Source organism: Microbacterium xerophyticum (assembly GCF_053543555.1).
Map to the genome: position 1 here is coordinate 730110 of NZ_JBLVOB010000007.1, position 15386 is coordinate 745495.

Genomic DNA, 15386 nt, shown 5'->3' on the forward strand with positions numbered 1-15386 from the left:
CGCGAGCGGTCGCCCGTCCGCCACGTGCACGACGGTGAGACGCACGAACGGCGTCGTCTCCCCTGCGGCGACGAGCAGCGCCGTGACCCGATCGCGCACCGCCTGCGCGATCTCGACGGCGCTCCCCTGCGAGTCGATGCCGAGCGCCACCTCCACCTGAGTGGAGCCGCCCGTGTTCGTGATGACCACACGTGTCGCGGCATCCTCCGATCCGCTCAGGCGCTCGACGGCCGCCCCGACCAGGTTCGTCACCGCCGAACCGGTGCGGTACAGCGCGACGACACCGGGTGTTCCGAGCACCGCGGCTTCGATCTTCACCACGAGGTCGTTCATCGCCTGTCCTCCGTCCAGGTCGAGATGTCGTGCACCGTGATGTCGATCCCGGTCACGGCCAGTCGCGTGTGCCGGGCCAGCCTGACGGCGATCTCCGATCTGAGCCTCTCGGCGAGCTGCACGATCGGTTCTCCGAACGGCACGCTCACGTCGACCTCTACGCCGACCTCCGCACCGCGCACGGTGACGTCTCCGTCGAGCCTGCACCGTCCGATGAGGATGCCGGGGAACACGTTCTCTGCGGCACGGATGAGCCCCCGCACCGCGCCTTCCGTGATCGCGAGGTCGGATCCGTCGTCGGGATCGGCGAGGGGGATGCGCCGGCCGGAGCGGGCGTCCATCGCGATGCCGCTGAGGATCGACTGGATCCATCCGGGCTCGGGTGCGGGCTCCGCAGCCTCATCGCTGGCCATCAGCGCGGGTGTGAGCGCACGAAGACGCTCCATCGCGTCGAGGGCGAGTGCGCAGCCGGGGGAAGCATCGATGGATGGATCGGCCGGCGTCCGGTCGGCATCGAGGTAGTCCGTCAACTCCTCGATCGTGTGGCCGTCCAGGTCGTCCGGCTCGAGCCCGAGGGGCAGTCTGCCGTCTTCGGTCATCGCCATTCCTCCATTCGCACCATGATGTGCTTGCGCGCACGAGCGAGCAGCCCGCGCACCGTGGTCACTGGCATCGCGAGCTCCGCTGCCATCTCCTCATACGTGAGTCCACCGATCTCGCGGAGCACCCAGCTCTGCCGCTGCGCCTCCGGCAACTCTGCGAGCGCCGCGTTCAGCGCCTCCACACCCGCGCGGGTCTCCGCTGCGCGCGCCGGCGTCGTATCCGGCGACGCCGGTGGCTCGATGCCATCGATGTCGACCTGCGGACGCCTCGATCGCACGCGATCCATGGCCTTGCGGCTCACGATCCGCATCAGCCAGCTCTTCACCGCCGCTGGGTCCTCCAACTCCGACAGTCGCTGCCAGGCGATCACGAACGCCTCCTGCAGAACGTCGTCGACGTCGGCGCTGGCGCCGAGCACCCGACGCACGTAGGCGCGCATCATCGGCGTGTAGCGGCGAACCAGCACTTCGAACGCGGCGATGTCGCCGTCGATCGCACGACCGGCGACGATGCGGTCGTCCGCGCCCGCCAGTCTGCTGCCCGGTTCTTCGTCGGTCATCCTCTTCTTCCCATCCCCGCGCGCGCGTCCGCCCCGGCCACCCGCAGGAAGCGGAGACCGGGGCGGACGATGCACGCGTGCGTCACTTGGCGGAACGCCGTCCTGCGATGAGGCCGTAGACCAGCAGAACGATGACCGATCCGCCGATCGCGAGCAGCCAGCTGCTCAGCGAGAAGAACGCATCCACGCCGACGCCGAAGACGGCGCTTCCGATCCAGCCGCCCAGCAGCGCGCCGACGACGCCCAGGATCAGGGTGATGAACCATCCGCCGCCCTGCTTACCGGGGAGGATGAGCTTCGCGATCGCACCGGCGATCAGTCCGAGGAGCAGGAATCCGAGAAATCCCATGTGTGTGTTGCCTTTCAGTTGTGTGTTCAGTCTGCGGCTGTCAGCAGCGGACCGTTGTCACGTCGCGGGCTCGGCGAGCCGCGTCCGCGGAGGGCCTCACCGAACGCGGGTGGCGGAGCGGTATCGCCCCAGCCATCCGCGATCGGTGAGGTGGATCAGGATGGGAGTCTCGCCCCCCAGCAGAGAATCCCAGTCCCGGATCGCTTGTTCGGCCGCCGCGAGCACGTCACCCAGAGACGCACCCTGCCTGACGGTCACTGCGAGCCGAACCGTGCGTACGCCCTCCACCCGGAAGACCCCGGTGCGAGCGGACAGCACATCAGGGCGCGCGGTGAGCGCGCCCGAGAGAACGGCGTCGACCACGTTGCGGTCGACATCCGTCCGGCCGTCGTCCGCTCGGATCCGCGTGACCTCGGGGACGCCCCCGCGTCCTCGAGCGAACACGAAGATGATGAGCGCGACGGCCAGTATGAGGGCGGCAGCGGATGCCGCGAGGAGAACGACGGGGATGTCGCTGCCGAGGACGGTCACGCTGTGCGCCTCGAGCGCGTCCTCGACGCTGCGCTCGATGCCGGCCAGCACGGGTTCGACCGTCGCAGGGCGCCATGCCCGCAGCAGCGCGACGAGGCCGAGCGCGGCGAACAGCACGCCTCCGATCAGCAGCACCGCCCGGTTGAGGATGCGGTTGGTCGAATTCACGCGACCACTCCTTCCCGAGCGACCTCGACGGATGCCGCGGTGTCGAAGCCCGCACCGGAGACCGCGGCGATCGCGATCCTCTCCACCCGGTCGCGGTCGACGCGGATGCCGCTGGTGGGCGTGACCCTGACCGTCAGACCGCGCCGTGCGACGGTCGTGGAGACCTGTCGGCGGTCGATGGCGCACTCGCGCGCGACGGCATCGGCCGCGGCATCCGCCAGAACGCCGTCGTCGACGACGAGTGCGACGCGATCCGTCACGCGCGCATGACGGGCCCGACGCCCAGGCAGCACAGCGGCGAGGATGAGCAGCACGGCTACGAGCAGGGCGAGGATGCCGGCCGCGATGAGGACCGAAGCGAGATCCCACGCGCCAACGATGTCGACGAGCCAGGTCGCCGCGCGTTCGCGGAAGGCGACATCGGCTGTCGCCCAGATGCCGAGGACGAGCAGTGCGAGGAGCGTCAGCGCCAGCAGCGCGGCGAGGACCACCGCCGCCGCAGAGCGGGACGAGTGCGTCTCACGGCGCAGCACGCGCCGATAGATCTGTTGACGACGATCCATCAGATGACCCTCCTCTCCGCAGAATGCTTCACACCGGTGAACCTGACATCCACCGCGCTCACGCGGCGGCCGGCGAGATCGTCCAGCCCCGAGATGATGCCCGCGCGCAGGCGACCGCTCTGATCGTCGACCGACCTCGACGGCGTCGCGATCAGGATCGGCGTCACCACGCTGACCCGAAGGTCGCCGGCATCATCGGAGAGCTTCACCGCGATGTCGCGCGCCGGCACCTGCGATGCATCCGTCGCCAGGGCCGCCGCGAGATGCTGCAGCGCGCGCACAGTGACGATGGTGCGGCCGCGCCGCACCACCTCGTCGGTCGGCGCCGCGCCCACCCCGTCGCCGAGGACGCCCTCCGCACCTCTCATGACGACGAGCGGCGCCCGCGGAACGCGTCAGCAAGGGCGCGCACGTCGAGGCGGCCGTCGATGATGCGACCGAGCACGGCGCCGACCAGTGCGGCGACGAGCACCAGCACGAAGGCCCAGAAGCCGAGGACGATCCAGACGACGGCGAGCGCGCCGGCGGTGGCGGCGCCGATCACGGTCGCATTCACCGGACTCGCGCCTCCTGCGCCTCATCGGGCTCGTCGTCCTCCGACGGGATGTGCACATCGTTGATGGTGACGTTGACCTCGGTGACCTCCATGCCGACGAGTTCTTCCATCGCGCGGAAGATCGAGGCGCGCACATCGTCCGCGACCTTCTGGAGTGCGGCCGGGTATTCGGCGACGATGGTCACGTCGACCGCGACCTGCTTCTCGCCGACCTCGACGGTGATGCCCTGCGTGAGGTCCGTCGTGTTGAGGGCATCGCGGATGGCCCCGACCATGCGTGCCGCGCCGCCGCCGAGCGCGTAGACGCCTGACGCCTCGCGTGCGGCGATGCCGGCGATCTTCGCGACCACGCTGTCCTCGATGGTCGTCCTGCCCGATCCGTGCGGTGTCTTGTCGGCCACGTCGGCCGGCGTCGTGGGCTGGGTGCGGGGCGTCGCATTCACCATGTTCAGTCCTTCGTTCGCTCTGCGCATCCGATCTGGATGCCTGTCGCGGAAACCGCGTCATGGATAAGACGCACCCACCCCGCGAAACGTCACGAAAAATCTGGAAGAAGTTCTGACGCACTCCGGCGACAGTGTCTCCGCCCCGGCGTATCGTCGCCGGTATGAACGACAGCGCATACGGCATCATCCCGGCATACCTCCTCGCCCGTCTGGCCGAGTCGGGGCGGTTCCCCCGGGCGGCGGATGCCGCGCGACAGACCCTGCTCGCCGGTCGTCCGACGTTCCGCGCGCGCCTCGATCTCTCGATCGACGAACAGGGAGATCTCGTCGCCGAGCTGTCGGATGCGCCGAACCGCACGATCAGCGACGCGCAGAACACCGAGACGCTGCCGGGTGTCGTCGTGCGCGCCGAAGACGATCCGGCTGTCGACGACGTCAGCGTGAACGAGGCGTTCGACGGTCTCGGTGCGACGTTCGAGATGCTGCTCGCCGCGTTCGCGCGCAACTCCCTCGACGGGTCCGGCGCTCCGTTGGACGCGTCGGTGCACTACGGCACCGACTACGACAACGCCTTCTGGGACGGCGAGCGCATGGTGTTCGGCGACGGCGACGGCGAGGTGTTCCGCGGCTTCACCGGCTCGATCACGGTCATCGGCCACGAGCTCGCGCACGGCGTCATCCAGCACACCGCGAACCTCGAGTACCAGGGGCAGGCCGGTGCGTTGAACGAGTCGATCGCGGACGTGTTCGGCGCGCTCACCGAGCAGTACACCCAGGGGCAGACGGCGGATCAGGCGAGCTGGCTGATCGGCGCCGGCATCTTCACGGAGCAGGTGCAGGGCACGGCGCTGCGGTCGATGCTCGAACCCGGCACGGCCTACGACGACGACGAACTCGGCAAGGACCCGCAGCCCGCGCACATGCGCGACTTCGTGAGGACGACAGAGGACAACGGCGGAGTGCACATCAACTCCGGCATCCCGAACCGCGCATTCGCCCTCACCGCGACCGCGCTCGGCGGCAACGCGTGGGAGCGCGCGGGCCTCACCTGGTACAACGCTCTGACCGGCGGGCTGGCGAGCACGGCGGACTTCCGGGAGTTCGCGGATGCGACGATCGCGGCCGCCGTCGACGACGAGGTCGCGACAGCCACTCGCGCAGCGTGGACCACCGTGGGAGTCTATGAGGATGCGCGACGTAGCCCCACCGAGTGATCCGGCCGATGAGCCGGGCTTCCTCATCGTGGTGATCCGCACCGGCGGCATCGCCGGCATCAGCCGCCGCTGGCAGGTCGAGCCACCGCGCGAAGAGGCGCCGCAGTGGATCGAGCTGATCGACCGCTGCCCGTGGGAGGCACCGGCCCCCACGCCGCCCGGCGCTGACCGATACGTCTGGAGCATCCGGGCCCGCACGCCGGGCGCCCGGCACGAGACAGAACTTCCGGAATCGGCACTCGACGGTCCGTGGCGCAGGCTCGTCGACGCGGTGCGCGCCGCGGCGGCAGACTGACGCGCGCTGCCCCGTTTCGCCGCGCATCCGTCTGCAACCGCACACTTGTCGACACTCACCGCACACTTGTCAGGTCAGATCACACTTGTCAGTCGAGATCGCCGATTTCAGCAGCCATGTGTGCAAATCCGCTGACAAGTGTCGGCAGCTCAAGGCGCGGGGCGCGGCTCCAGCATCACTCTGGTGACGGGCAGGGCCTGCGGATGCTCCTGTTGCAGCCACGTCATGATCTTCTCCCGCACGAGACAGCGCAGATCCCACTGGTCGTCGGAGTTAGCCGCCGAGATCTTGAAGCGCAGCGTGACGTGGCCGCCCTCTGATCCGGTGACCAGCACGTTCGCGGAGCGCCGGTCCCAGGCGTCCGACGATTCCACGATCTCCATGAACTTCTCGCGCACGGCATCCACCGGCACCCGCCAGTCGAGATCCATGTAGACGGTGCCGATGATCCTGTCGCTCCTGCGGGTCCAGCTCTCCACCGGCTGCGAGGTGAAGTAGGTGCAGGGAAGGATCAGCCGGCGCTCGTCCCAGATGTTGACGACCACGTACGAGAGGTTGATCTCTCCGATTCGTCCCCACTCGCCCTCGACCACGACGACGTCGCCGACGCGGATCGAGTCCGTGAACGCGATCTGCACTCCGGCGATCAGGTTGCCGAGAGTCGACTGCGCGGCGAGCCCGGCGATGACGCTCACGACACCCGCCGAAGCCAGGATGCTGGTGCCCACCGCGCGCACCTCGGGGAAGCTGAACAGCACCGCGCCGATCGCGATGATCGCGATCAGGACGACGGCGAGCCTGTTGAGCACTGTCAGCTGCGTCTGACGGCGGCGCGCTTCCGGGCTCGTGGCATCGCGCCTGCTGTCGTACTGCATGAGCCGTTCCATGCCGAAGGTGACGACCGTCGACAGCAGCCAGGCGCCGAGGAGCACCGCGGCGATCAGCAGGATGCGCTGCAGCACCGGCCACCACGACAGGCTCGACGGCGCGGTGACGGCGCACGTGATCCACACCGCAATCAGGAAGGCCAGGATCATCCCCGGCACGCGGATGCGGCGCTCGAGGTCGCCGATCCAGGCGGAGCGGCCGCGGGTACGACCTGCCACGAATCGGATCCCGATGACGACGACCGCCACGATCGCGACCGCGACGAGCAGCGCCACGAACGTCTCGAGCCACAGGCCCCAGTCCAGGTTCGCACCGCCGAGAGCGTTCTGACCGAGGGGAGAAGGCATCGTTCCACCCTAGACAGGTCGACCCGCTCCAGAGAAGCCCCTTGTTTACGATGCCCCCTCTGGCGCACTCTGGATGCGATGAGGTGCGCCGAACAGGACGGGCGAACCGCTCGCAGCAAAGGAGCTGTCATGTCGCAGAAGATCATCCCCAACCTGTGGTTCGACCAGAACGCCGATGAGGCCGGCGCGTTCTACACCGAAGTCTTCCCCGGAGCCACGGCGATCGTCGGCGCGCGGTACCCGGATGATGTGCCCGACTGGCAGGCCGAGTTCAGCGGGAAGACCCTGACGGTCGACCTCGTGATCGACGGCTATCTGCTCACGCTCATCAACGCGGGGGAGCAGTTCCGCCCCAACGCGTCGGTGTCGTTCATGCTGAACTTCGATCCGCTGCGCTTCGACGGCGACCGCGACGCCGCGCGCGTCGCCCTCGATGAGACGTGGGCCAGGCTCGCCGATGGCGGCGTCGTGCGGATGGAGCTCGGTGAGTACCCGTTCAGCCCGCGATACGGCTGGGTCGAGGACCGCTACGGCGTCAACTGGCAGCTGCTGCTGACGAACCCCGAGGGGGAGCCGCGACCGTTCCTCATCCCGCAGCTGATGTTCTCCGGCCCGGTGCAGAACAAGGCTCGCGAGGCGGCGGAGTTCTACACGTCGCTGTTCCCCGATGCCGAGGTCGGCTTCATCGCCGAATACCCGACGCAGACCGGCCCAGCGGATGCCGGCAGCGTCATGTTCGGCGAGTTCCGCCTTGCGGGGCAGTGGTTCGCGATGATGGATTCGGGGGTCGAGCAGGACGTCCGCTTCGACTGCGGCGTCTCGCTCGAGGTGCGCGTCGCCGATCAGGACGAGCTCGACCACTACTGGAACGCCCTGACCACGGTGCCGGAGGCGGAGGTCTGCGGCTGGTTGGCCGACCGCTACGGCCTGAGCTGGCAGATCGTTCCGGAGAACATGGGAGAGCTGATGCAACGCCCCGGTGCGTACGCGAAGATGATGGAGATGAAGAAACTCGTCATCGCCGACTTCTGAGGATCACATGGGACTTTTCACGCAGAAACCCGACGACCCAGGGCCATGGGCATCACTGCCGGGAGAGCCGCGGGATCAAGATGCCGTCGACGAGCTCGACGGCACGGCCACCGTCGATCCGCTCGAGGTGGGTCTGGGCGCTCAGACGACGTCGATCGTCTTCCCTGTCGCTCCTGTTCTGGAGGACGGGGCGGAGCAGACGGACGGCGAGCCCGAGTCGTGATGGTGCTGCGGTAACGTCTCTCCGAGACGACACGAGGGGGGACCATGCCCACTGCTGAAGAGGCATCGAGGCTGCTGGCACTCGCGCAGGGCGCGCATGCGCGCGGCGACGCGCTGCTGCAGCTGCAGCTCGACGTCGGCCTGCTCACGGGTGAGAGGTCGACCTGGGGCTCGGCCGGGAACACCATGTCGAGCGACGACAGCACCGGCTACTTCCTCGGCGAGGTCGAGAAGCTCGGCTGGCGACTCGAGCACACCGGCTTCACGTTCGTCGAGAGCGGCGCGACCACGTCTGCACGCATGTTCGGCACCGGCGAGGGCGTCGTGAATCACGGCGCAGTGGTCGGGTACTACGTGTTCCGTCGGGCGTGAGTCACGGCATCCGCGGCATCCGAGATCTCGACGTGGATTGAGGCAGCATGACCGACTCCGAACCCGACGCGCATGTCATCGGCCCCGGGCTGCTGGCGACGCCCTTCACCGCCGACGAGATCCGTGAGGCGACCGGCGACGGCAAGACGATCCGGCTGCTGGTCGAAGAGCCGGGGCGCGCTCAGCACTTCCGCCTGAACCGCTTTCGCGAGACGGATGCCGCCGGCGCGACCCTCGAGCGATGGAGCGCGGGCTCCGACGGCGTCGTCCAGGGCGGGATCTCCCGGACGAGGGTGACGTGGCGCGACCTGCAGGCGCACGCCGCCTTCCCCGCAGATCGCACCGTGCTGTCGAGCGAGACGTTGTCGCTGCCGATCGGGCTCGTCGACTGCCTGCGGTACGACGTGCGCGAGGAGCCGGACGCAGAGCCCTCGACGTTCTGGTTCTCGATGCGGCACCCTGGCATGCCAGTGCGGTACGAGACTCCGGTGGACGGCGGTGCGCTGAGGACGACGATCGTGGCGATCGAGTGGGAGTAGTCATCGCCGTTACGCTCGAAGGATGACGATCATCGCCGCCGCAGACGGCTCCGCTCTGGGCAACCCCGGCCCGAACGGCTGGGCCTGGTACATCGACGACGCGAACTGGGCGGCGGGGGGATCGTCGCACGGCACCAACAACCAGGGCGAGCTGCAGGCGGTGCTCGAACTGCTGCGCGCGACGGCCGGCACCGACGAGTCGCTGCTGATCATGTGCGACAGCAAGTACGTCATCGACTCGATCACCAAGTGGATGCCGGGTTGGAAGCGCCGAGGATGGCGCAAGGCCGACGGCGCCCCTGTGCTCAACCGCGAGCTCATGGAGTCGCTGGATGAGGCGATGCGCGGTCGCGACGTGAGGTTCGAGTGGGTCAAGGGCCACGCGGGCCACGACCTCAACGAGGCCGCCGATGAACGGGCGAACGGCGCCGCGAGGGCGTATCAGGCGAAGCAGGAGCCGCGCCGCGGACCAGGGTTCACGATGGCGACGGATGCCGGAGCCGCCGTCGCCGCGTCGGCCGCGGTGGCCGCGGGAGCATCCGCTCCGGCTGCGGCAGGGCGCGAGTCGCCGGACGCTGTGCGCGAGTCGCCGGCCGCTGTGCGCGAGTCGCCGACTGCTGCAGCACCTGTCACTGCAGCGCCTGTCACTGCGCCGCTCTGGGCCGAGGCATCCGATCTGCTCGACGGCCTGACCGACGAGCCCGAGATCACGCCGGTCGAGGTGAATGTGACGCTGTCGCCCGCCGAGCTCTCACGGCTCCGCGCCCGTGCCAAGGCGCAGGGCGTCTCACTGGAAGAGGCGCTGCGCCGGTTGATCTGATCCGCCGGGCGGTCGGCCTGCGTCACGCCTCAGCGGTCAGCCACGCCACCACGACATCGCCGATCATCGACCGGAAGTGCTCTCGACGATCCTCTGCGAGCAGATCGCGATCGAAGAGGTACCCGAAGGTGTGCTGGTTGGCGACCTGGAAGAAGCAGTACGAGCTGATCAGCAGGTGCACGTCGAGCGCGTCGACGTCCGCACGCACGCTCCCCTCGGCTCGGCCTCTCTCGAGCACGGTCTCGAGCACGGCCACGGCCGGCTGGTTCACCGTGCGCAGGCCGTCGAGGCGCTTGATGAACTCGCCGTGGTGGATGTTCTCGATCGACACCAGACGGATGAAGTCGGAGTGGTTGCGATGGTGGTCGTAGGTGAGCTCGGCGATCTGCCGCAGCGCCTCCACCGGCGCGAGGTCGCCGGCGTGGATCGACTGCTCCTTCTCGCGGATGCCTCGGTAGGCGTTCTCCAGCACCGCGAGGTAGAGCTGCTCCTTGCCGCCGAAGTAGTAGTAGATCATCCGCTTCGTCGTCTTGGTGCGCTCTGCGATCTCGTCGACGCGGGTGCCGGCGTAGCCGGATTCGGCGAAGGCCTCGGTGGCGACTTCGAGCAGTTCGGCGCGAGTCCGCTCGGCGTCGCGCTTTCGCACGACCGGCTCGGTCACGCTGTTCGTCATCGTCTCTCGTTCCTCTCGACCACGCGAGATTTCGGCTGTGCACACATCATGCCCCACCCGTCAGCACTCGCCGCGGATTCACCACCATCAGCTGGTGCAGAGCGGCCTCATCGACACCGTCGGCGCGCAGCTGCGGCAGCACGGTGTCGAACAAGTGGCTCATGTGCCAATTCGGCACATGCTCGTTCCGCCACGAGGGCGGCGTGACCCGGCTGAACACCGCCGCGTCGTGCGAGAGCACGATGCGGTCGGCATAACCGGCGTCGAGCAGGGCGCGCAGCATCCGGATGCGATCCTCATCCCGCCCGACGTGCTCCATCCCGAATCGGTCGAAGCCCAGGTACGACCCGCGGTCGGCGAGTGCTCGCAGATACGGCAGATCGAGCGAGTCACCGCTGTGCCCGATCACGACATGCTCGAGTGGCACGCCCAGTCGCGCCAAGGCGTCCTGCTGCGCGAGCCCTCCGCGCGCGGCCGCATCCGAGTGCGTCGTGATCGGCACGCCGGTGCGCAGGTGCGCCGTGGCGGCCGCCGCGAACACCCTCTCGACATCAGGGGTGAGCTCCGAGCCTTCCGAGGCGATCTTGATCATCCCCGCGCGCACCTGAGTGCCGCCGATCCCGCGCTCGATGTCTCCGATGAAGAGGTCGACGAGCGGATCAGGGCCGGCGACGACGAGACCCGGCCCGTTAAGCCGGAAGTACGGCGGCAGCACGGACGCGGCATAGCATCCGGTCGCCGCCACGATCTGCACCGGCACCCTGGCCGCCACCTCTGCGACCCGTCGCACGTCCCGGCCGAGACCGATCACTGTCAGGTCGACCACGGTGCGCACCCCGCGCTCGTGCAACGACGAGAGGATCTGCACGGCGCGTTCGATCATCGCCTGCTCATCCCATTCCGGATGAGGCATATTGACATCGAGTTCGGGGTCGGTCACGAAGACGTGCTCGTGGATCAGGGTCACACCGAGCGCATCTTCGTCGACCGCGCCTGCGAATGTCGGGACCGAACGCGCCATGCAGTCAGCTCACTCCGAGGTCGAACGGATGGCCTCGTACACGTCGAGCGAGTCCCCCGTGAGTGTGCTGGAGAGGTACTCCTCCGCCTTCTCGCTGAACGCGTCGCGGTCGACGTCTTCGATGACCTCCCATTCGCCGCCGCTGCGCCACTCCTCGAGCACCGCTTCCTCGTCTTCGGTGACACAGGCGGTGACCTCGGTGACGGCCTTCTCGGGCGCGGCGGTCAGGGCTTCCTGCTGCTCGTCGCTGAGCTCGTTCCAGATCGGGCCCATGATGACGAGGTTGGTGTTCAACTGGTGCGAGCTCAGGCTGACGTAGTCCTGCACCTCTTTGAGGTTCGAGGCCACGATGTTCGTGATCGGATTCTCCTGGCCGTCGACCGTGCCCTGCTGCAGGGCGAGGTAGAGCTCCTCGTACGCGACCTCGGTCGCCGTCGCGCCGAGCGCCTTGGCGTTCATGAGGAACTGCGGGGATCCGGGGAAGCGCATGCGCAGACCCTCGAGATCCTCCGGCGCGCGGATCGCAGCATTCGCGGTGAACTGGCGGGCCCCGGCCGACCACGCGCCGAGGGTGTGCACGCCGGACTCCGCTTCGAACGCCTCGGTGACCGTGTCTGAGGCATCGCTGGCCATGAAGGCGGCGAGGTGATCGGCGTCGTCGAATGCGTAGGCCGCATCGAGCACGCTGATCGGTTCGTAGACGGCGCCGAGCGCCGAGGCGCCCTGGATGTCGATGTCGATGTCTCCTGAGGCGACCGAAGCGATGCGATCCGCGTCACCGCCGAGCTGGCTGGACGGGAAGATCTCGATCTCCAGTCCGACGTCGGCCGCGGCGACCTCGTCCGCGATCACCTGCGCGCCGCAGCGGTGCTGCGGCTGTTCCTCGTTGTAACTGTGGGCGAGCGTGAGCTTCTGCGTCGTTCCTGCGTCGCCTCCGTCGCCGGTGGCGTCGCCTCCGGTGCTGGAGCAGGCGACCAGCATCATCGCTGGTGCGGCGGCAAGGGCGATCCACATCGTTCGCCGCGTGCGTCGTGCGTTCATCGGTTCTCTCCTCTTCCTGGTGCTGTTTCGGGTGTTGCGTCTGGTGATGTCGGGTGGGGGGCCGCGGCCTCCTCGGCGGCGACCAGATCGTCGAGATCGGCGAGCATCGCTGTGCGGTCGGCGCGCTGCCCCGTGAAGATCTCGAAGGCGTCGGCGGCCTGGTGCATCGCCATGCCGAGTCCCGACATGGTGCGGATGCCGCGGGCGCGAGCCGCCTGCAGCAACGCGGTGTCCGCCGGTCGGTAGACGATGTCGGCGACGCGGATGCCGTCGGGCAGCATCGCGCTGTCGAACGGGGTGCCGGGATGCGCGGCCATGCCCACCGGCGTCGCGTTGACGATCAGGTCGGTGTCGGCGATGAGGCCGGGCAGCTCGTCGATGCCTGCCGCGCGCACTTCCGCGGTGGTCAGCGCGCGCACCTGATCGGCGAGCACGTCGGCGCGCTCTCGCACTTGGTCCATGAGCACGAGCTCGGCGATCGGATGCTGCGCCAGGGCCGTGGCGACGGCTGAGCCCGCACCTCCGGTGCCGAACAGCACGACACGTCGCAGTCGCTCGTCGCCGAAGGCGTCTTTCAGAGCGGCCGCGAAGCCTGTGACGTCGGTGTTGTGGCCGATGGCACCGGCATCCGTGAACACGACCGTGTTGACCGCGCCCACGGCCCGCGCGCTTTCGCTGAGCCCGTCGAGCAGCGGGATGATCGCCTGCTTGACGGGGTGCGTGATGTTCAGGCCGTTGAATCCCAGTCGTCGAGCAGAGGCGAGCAGCGTGCGCAGCGACGCGGTCGTGCCCTCTTCCGGGGCGAGGTCGATCGTGCGGTACACGTAGTGCATCCCGTGCCTGGCGCCCTCGGACTCGTGCATCGGCGGCGTGAGCGATGGCGTGACGCCCTCGCCGATCAGGCCGATCAGCACGGCCGGCCGGCGTGCGAGCGCAGTGTCGAGCGTCACAGGCCCAGCACCCCCGGCAGCCACATCACGGCGCTCGGGAACGCGATGATGAGCACGCAGATCACCAGCAGCGGGATGATGAACGGCAGCGATCCGCGGAACACCTCTCCGATGCGGGTCTTCGACACGGCAGCCGTCACGAACAGGACGGTTCCCACCGGCGGGGTGAGGAGGCCGATCATGAGCGAGAGGATCATGAGCACGCCGAGCACGATCGGGTCGACGCCGATCTGGTTCCCGATCGGGAGGATGATCGGCACGGTCAGCACGAGGATCGCCGTCGCGTCGATCACGGTCCCCAGGATCAGCATGAGCACCGCGACGAGGATCAGGAAGACGGTCGGACTGTCGCTGATCGCGAACACCAGTTCGGTGAGCATCTGCGGCAGGCGCTCCTTGGCGAGGATGTAGCCCAGCAGCGACGCCGATGCGACGATGATCATGATCGACGCCGTCGTCGTCACCGTCTCGGTGAGCGCCTTGATGAAGCTCTTCATGCTCAGCGAGCGCTGCAGCAGCCCGACGAGGATGATGTAGACGACTCCGACCGCTGCGGCTTCGGTGGGCGTGAAGAATCCACCGAGGATCCCGCCGAGGATGATGATCGGTGCGACGAGCGGCAGCAGCACGCCCTTTGTCGACGCCGCCAGTTCCGCGCGATCGAACCGCCCCTTCGTCACGTTGGGCATGCGCTTCACGAGCACCCACACCACGATGCACAGACCCGCGGCCATGAGCAGTGCGGGGATGACGGATGCCGCGAACAGTGCTCCGGTGGAGACTGCAGCAAGTCCTGCGTAGATCACGGCGGGAATGCTCGGCGGCATGACGGGCGCGATGAGCGCGGAGGTCGCCGAGATCCCTGTGGCGAAGCGGCGGCCGTAGCCGGCGCGGATCATGGCGGGGATCTGCACCTTGCCGAGGGCGGCGGCATCGGCGACGGCCGATCCGCTCATCCAGGCGAACCCGACGCTGGTGCCGATGGTGACGTATCCGAGGTTGCCGCGGATGTTCGCGAGCCCTGCCTGGGCGAAGCGGAACAGCCGGTCGGCGATCCCGGCGTGGTTGGCGAGCGCACCGAGGAAGATGAACAGCGGCACGGCGAGCAGGGGGAAGCTGCTGGCGGCGTTGGTCACCGTGCGCAGTGCCATGCCGAGGGACTGGCCCTCGACGGCCATGTACACCAGCGACGGCCCGAGGAAGGCGAAGGGCACAGGCACGCGCAGTGCCAGCAGGAGAGCGATCGCGAGAGCGAGAAGTATGAGAGTCACAGTCCTGCCACCTCGACCTGGTCGTCTTCGATGTCGGCGGCTTTCGGGCCGTGCAGCGCGACGTCGGCGGCGGACAGCAGAGCGCGGATGGTCGTACTGACCGTGCCGATCAGGACCGGGATGTAGACCCACGACATCGGCAGACGCAGCACGGGGGACTTCACGATCCCCTGCGTCTCGATGAGCGCCCACGCTTCGAGCGAGAGGCCGATGCCCGCTGCGGCGACCACCAGCAGCGCGAACACCTGGATGATGCGCACGATCATCGGGTTGCGGATCGAGTCGGCGAGCTCGAGGGCGATGTGCCCGTTGCTCGTGACGAGGATGCCCATCGCGGCGAAGGTCGCCCACAACAGGGCGAAGCGGGCGAGCTCGCCGGTCCACGCCAGACTCTCGAACGGCAGGTAGCGCTGCAGTGCCTGGTAGAAGACCAGGACCAGGATCATCAGCACGGCGATCGCTCCGATGGCGAGCTCGATCACCGTGATGATGCGAGCCGCGCGGCGCAGGATGCCGGTGGCGGGTGGGGGCTGTTGTGGGGTCACGAGACGCCTTTGTGCTCGGTGGATCGGGTACTGAACACGAATGTACTG

General features: G+C 68.3%; 23 protein-coding genes. 7 read left to right on the forward strand and 16 right to left on the reverse strand.

Annotated features, from left to right (window positions below; all coding sequences use genetic code 11):
* The 9 genes from ACNPNP_RS15010 to ACNPNP_RS15050 form a co-directional block, all read right to left on the reverse strand.
* A partial coding sequence (locus ACNPNP_RS15010; protein WP_448966824.1) for a hypothetical protein occupies positions 1 to 333 on the reverse strand: 333 nt, incomplete at its 3' end.
* The gene (locus tag ACNPNP_RS15015; protein ID WP_448966825.1) at positions 330 to 932 is read right to left on the reverse strand and encodes a hypothetical protein; all 603 of its coding nucleotides are present in this window, start codon (positions 930 to 932) and stop codon (positions 330 to 332) included. The genes ACNPNP_RS15015 and ACNPNP_RS15010, both read right to left, overlap by 4 nt.
* On the reverse strand, positions 929 to 1495 hold the full coding sequence (locus ACNPNP_RS15020; RefSeq protein WP_448966826.1) for an RNA polymerase sigma factor: 567 nt from the start codon (positions 1493 to 1495) through the stop codon (positions 929 to 931). Before ACNPNP_RS15020 ends, ACNPNP_RS15015 begins: the two co-directional genes overlap by 4 nt.
* Positions 1496 to 1577: 82 nt before the next feature.
* Positions 1578 to 1844: a GlsB/YeaQ/YmgE family stress response membrane protein gene (locus ACNPNP_RS15025; RefSeq protein WP_448966827.1), complete on the reverse strand. Its 267-nt coding sequence runs from the start codon at positions 1842 to 1844 to the stop codon at positions 1578 to 1580.
* A 96-nt stretch (positions 1845 to 1940) separates the two neighbouring features.
* On the reverse strand, positions 1941 to 2543 hold the full coding sequence (locus ACNPNP_RS15030; RefSeq protein WP_448966828.1) for a hypothetical protein: 603 nt from the start codon (positions 2541 to 2543) through the stop codon (positions 1941 to 1943).
* Entirely contained in the window at positions 2540 to 3106 is a 567-nt protein-coding gene (locus ACNPNP_RS15035; RefSeq protein ID WP_448966829.1) for a hypothetical protein, read from the reverse strand. The genes ACNPNP_RS15030 and ACNPNP_RS15035 overlap by 4 nt, the downstream gene beginning before the upstream one ends.
* Positions 3106 to 3474: a hypothetical protein gene (locus ACNPNP_RS15040; protein ID WP_448966830.1), complete on the reverse strand. Its 369-nt coding sequence runs from the start codon at positions 3472 to 3474 to the stop codon at positions 3106 to 3108. Before ACNPNP_RS15040 ends, ACNPNP_RS15035 begins: the two co-directional genes overlap by 1 nt.
* Positions 3471 to 3662: a DUF2273 domain-containing protein gene (locus ACNPNP_RS15045; protein ID WP_448966831.1), complete on the reverse strand. Its 192-nt coding sequence runs from the start codon at positions 3660 to 3662 to the stop codon at positions 3471 to 3473. The genes ACNPNP_RS15040 and ACNPNP_RS15045 overlap by 4 nt, the downstream gene beginning before the upstream one ends.
* Complete coding sequence (locus ACNPNP_RS15050; protein ID WP_448966832.1) at positions 3659 to 4108, reverse strand: Asp23/Gls24 family envelope stress response protein; 450 nt, start codon at positions 4106 to 4108, stop codon at positions 3659 to 3661. Before ACNPNP_RS15050 ends, ACNPNP_RS15045 begins: the two co-directional genes overlap by 4 nt.
* 161 nt (positions 4109 to 4269) lie before the next feature.
* Between ACNPNP_RS15050 and ACNPNP_RS15055 the strand changes: the two genes are divergently transcribed.
* Positions 4270 to 5322: a M4 family metallopeptidase gene (locus ACNPNP_RS15055; RefSeq protein WP_448966833.1), complete on the forward strand. Its 1053-nt coding sequence runs from the start codon at positions 4270 to 4272 to the stop codon at positions 5320 to 5322.
* The gene (locus ACNPNP_RS15060) at positions 5297 to 5617 is read left to right on the forward strand and encodes a protealysin inhibitor emfourin (protein WP_448966834.1); all 321 of its coding nucleotides are present in this window, start codon (positions 5297 to 5299) and stop codon (positions 5615 to 5617) included. Before ACNPNP_RS15055 ends, ACNPNP_RS15060 begins: the two co-directional genes overlap by 26 nt.
* A 149-nt stretch (positions 5618 to 5766) precedes the next feature.
* Here the strand turns inward: ACNPNP_RS15060 and ACNPNP_RS15065 are convergent, their stop codons facing one another.
* Positions 5767 to 6852 carry a mechanosensitive ion channel family protein gene (locus ACNPNP_RS15065; RefSeq protein WP_448966835.1) on the reverse strand — a complete coding sequence of 362 codons (1086 nt, stop codon included), beginning with the start codon at positions 6850 to 6852 and terminating at the stop codon, positions 5767 to 5769.
* A 129-nt stretch (positions 6853 to 6981) separates the two neighbouring features.
* Here ACNPNP_RS15065 and ACNPNP_RS15070 point away from each other — a divergent pair, with 129 nt between their 5' ends.
* Genes ACNPNP_RS15070 through ACNPNP_RS15090 form a run of 5 tightly spaced genes read left to right on the forward strand, consistent with a single transcriptional unit; the run spans position 6982 to position 9837 of the window.
* Positions 6982 to 7884 carry a VOC family protein gene (locus tag ACNPNP_RS15070; protein ID WP_448966836.1) on the forward strand — a complete coding sequence of 301 codons (903 nt, stop codon included), beginning with the start codon at positions 6982 to 6984 and terminating at the stop codon, positions 7882 to 7884.
* 7 nt (positions 7885 to 7891) lie between these two features.
* The gene (locus ACNPNP_RS15075) at positions 7892 to 8107 is read left to right on the forward strand and encodes a hypothetical protein (protein WP_448966837.1); all 216 of its coding nucleotides are present in this window, start codon (positions 7892 to 7894) and stop codon (positions 8105 to 8107) included.
* 44 nt (positions 8108 to 8151) lie between these two features.
* Positions 8152 to 8478: a hypothetical protein gene (locus ACNPNP_RS15080; RefSeq protein ID WP_448966838.1), complete on the forward strand. Its 327-nt coding sequence runs from the start codon at positions 8152 to 8154 to the stop codon at positions 8476 to 8478.
* A 47-nt stretch (positions 8479 to 8525) separates the two neighbouring features.
* Complete coding sequence (locus tag ACNPNP_RS15085; RefSeq protein ID WP_448966839.1) at positions 8526 to 9017, forward strand: hypothetical protein; 492 nt, start codon at positions 8526 to 8528, stop codon at positions 9015 to 9017.
* Positions 9018 to 9039: 22 nt separating this feature from the next.
* Positions 9040 to 9837, forward strand: a complete 798-nt coding sequence (locus ACNPNP_RS15090) for a ribonuclease H family protein (protein WP_448966840.1) — start codon at positions 9040 to 9042, stop codon at positions 9835 to 9837.
* 22 nt (positions 9838 to 9859) lie between these two features.
* Here the strand turns inward: ACNPNP_RS15090 and ACNPNP_RS15095 are convergent, their stop codons facing one another.
* From ACNPNP_RS15095 to ACNPNP_RS15120, 6 genes are read right to left on the reverse strand one after another with little or no spacing between them, the layout of a single operon-like run.
* On the reverse strand, positions 9860 to 10510 hold the full coding sequence (locus ACNPNP_RS15095; protein WP_448966841.1) for a TetR/AcrR family transcriptional regulator: 651 nt from the start codon (positions 10508 to 10510) through the stop codon (positions 9860 to 9862).
* Positions 10511 to 10556: 46 nt separating this feature from the next.
* Positions 10557 to 11531 (reverse strand): phosphotriesterase family protein, encoded by a 975-nt coding sequence (locus tag ACNPNP_RS15100; RefSeq protein ID WP_448966842.1) that lies wholly within the window; start codon positions 11529 to 11531, stop codon positions 10557 to 10559.
* A 9-nt stretch (positions 11532 to 11540) separates the two neighbouring features.
* A complete protein-coding gene (locus tag ACNPNP_RS15105; protein WP_448966843.1) occupies positions 11541 to 12572 on the reverse strand; it encodes a DctP family TRAP transporter solute-binding subunit in 1032 nt (343 codons plus the stop codon).
* Positions 12569 to 13522 (reverse strand): shikimate dehydrogenase, encoded by a 954-nt coding sequence (locus ACNPNP_RS15110; RefSeq protein ID WP_448966844.1) that lies wholly within the window; start codon positions 13520 to 13522, stop codon positions 12569 to 12571. Before ACNPNP_RS15110 ends, ACNPNP_RS15105 begins: the two co-directional genes overlap by 4 nt.
* Positions 13519 to 14793, reverse strand: coding sequence for a TRAP transporter large permease (locus ACNPNP_RS15115; protein WP_448966845.1), 1275 nt, complete (start codon positions 14791 to 14793; stop codon positions 13519 to 13521). Before ACNPNP_RS15115 ends, ACNPNP_RS15110 begins: the two co-directional genes overlap by 4 nt.
* Positions 14790 to 15338 carry a TRAP transporter small permease gene (locus ACNPNP_RS15120; RefSeq protein WP_448966846.1) on the reverse strand — a complete coding sequence of 183 codons (549 nt, stop codon included), beginning with the start codon at positions 15336 to 15338 and terminating at the stop codon, positions 14790 to 14792. Before ACNPNP_RS15120 ends, ACNPNP_RS15115 begins: the two co-directional genes overlap by 4 nt.
* Between the last annotated feature and the right edge of the window lie 48 nt (positions 15339 to 15386).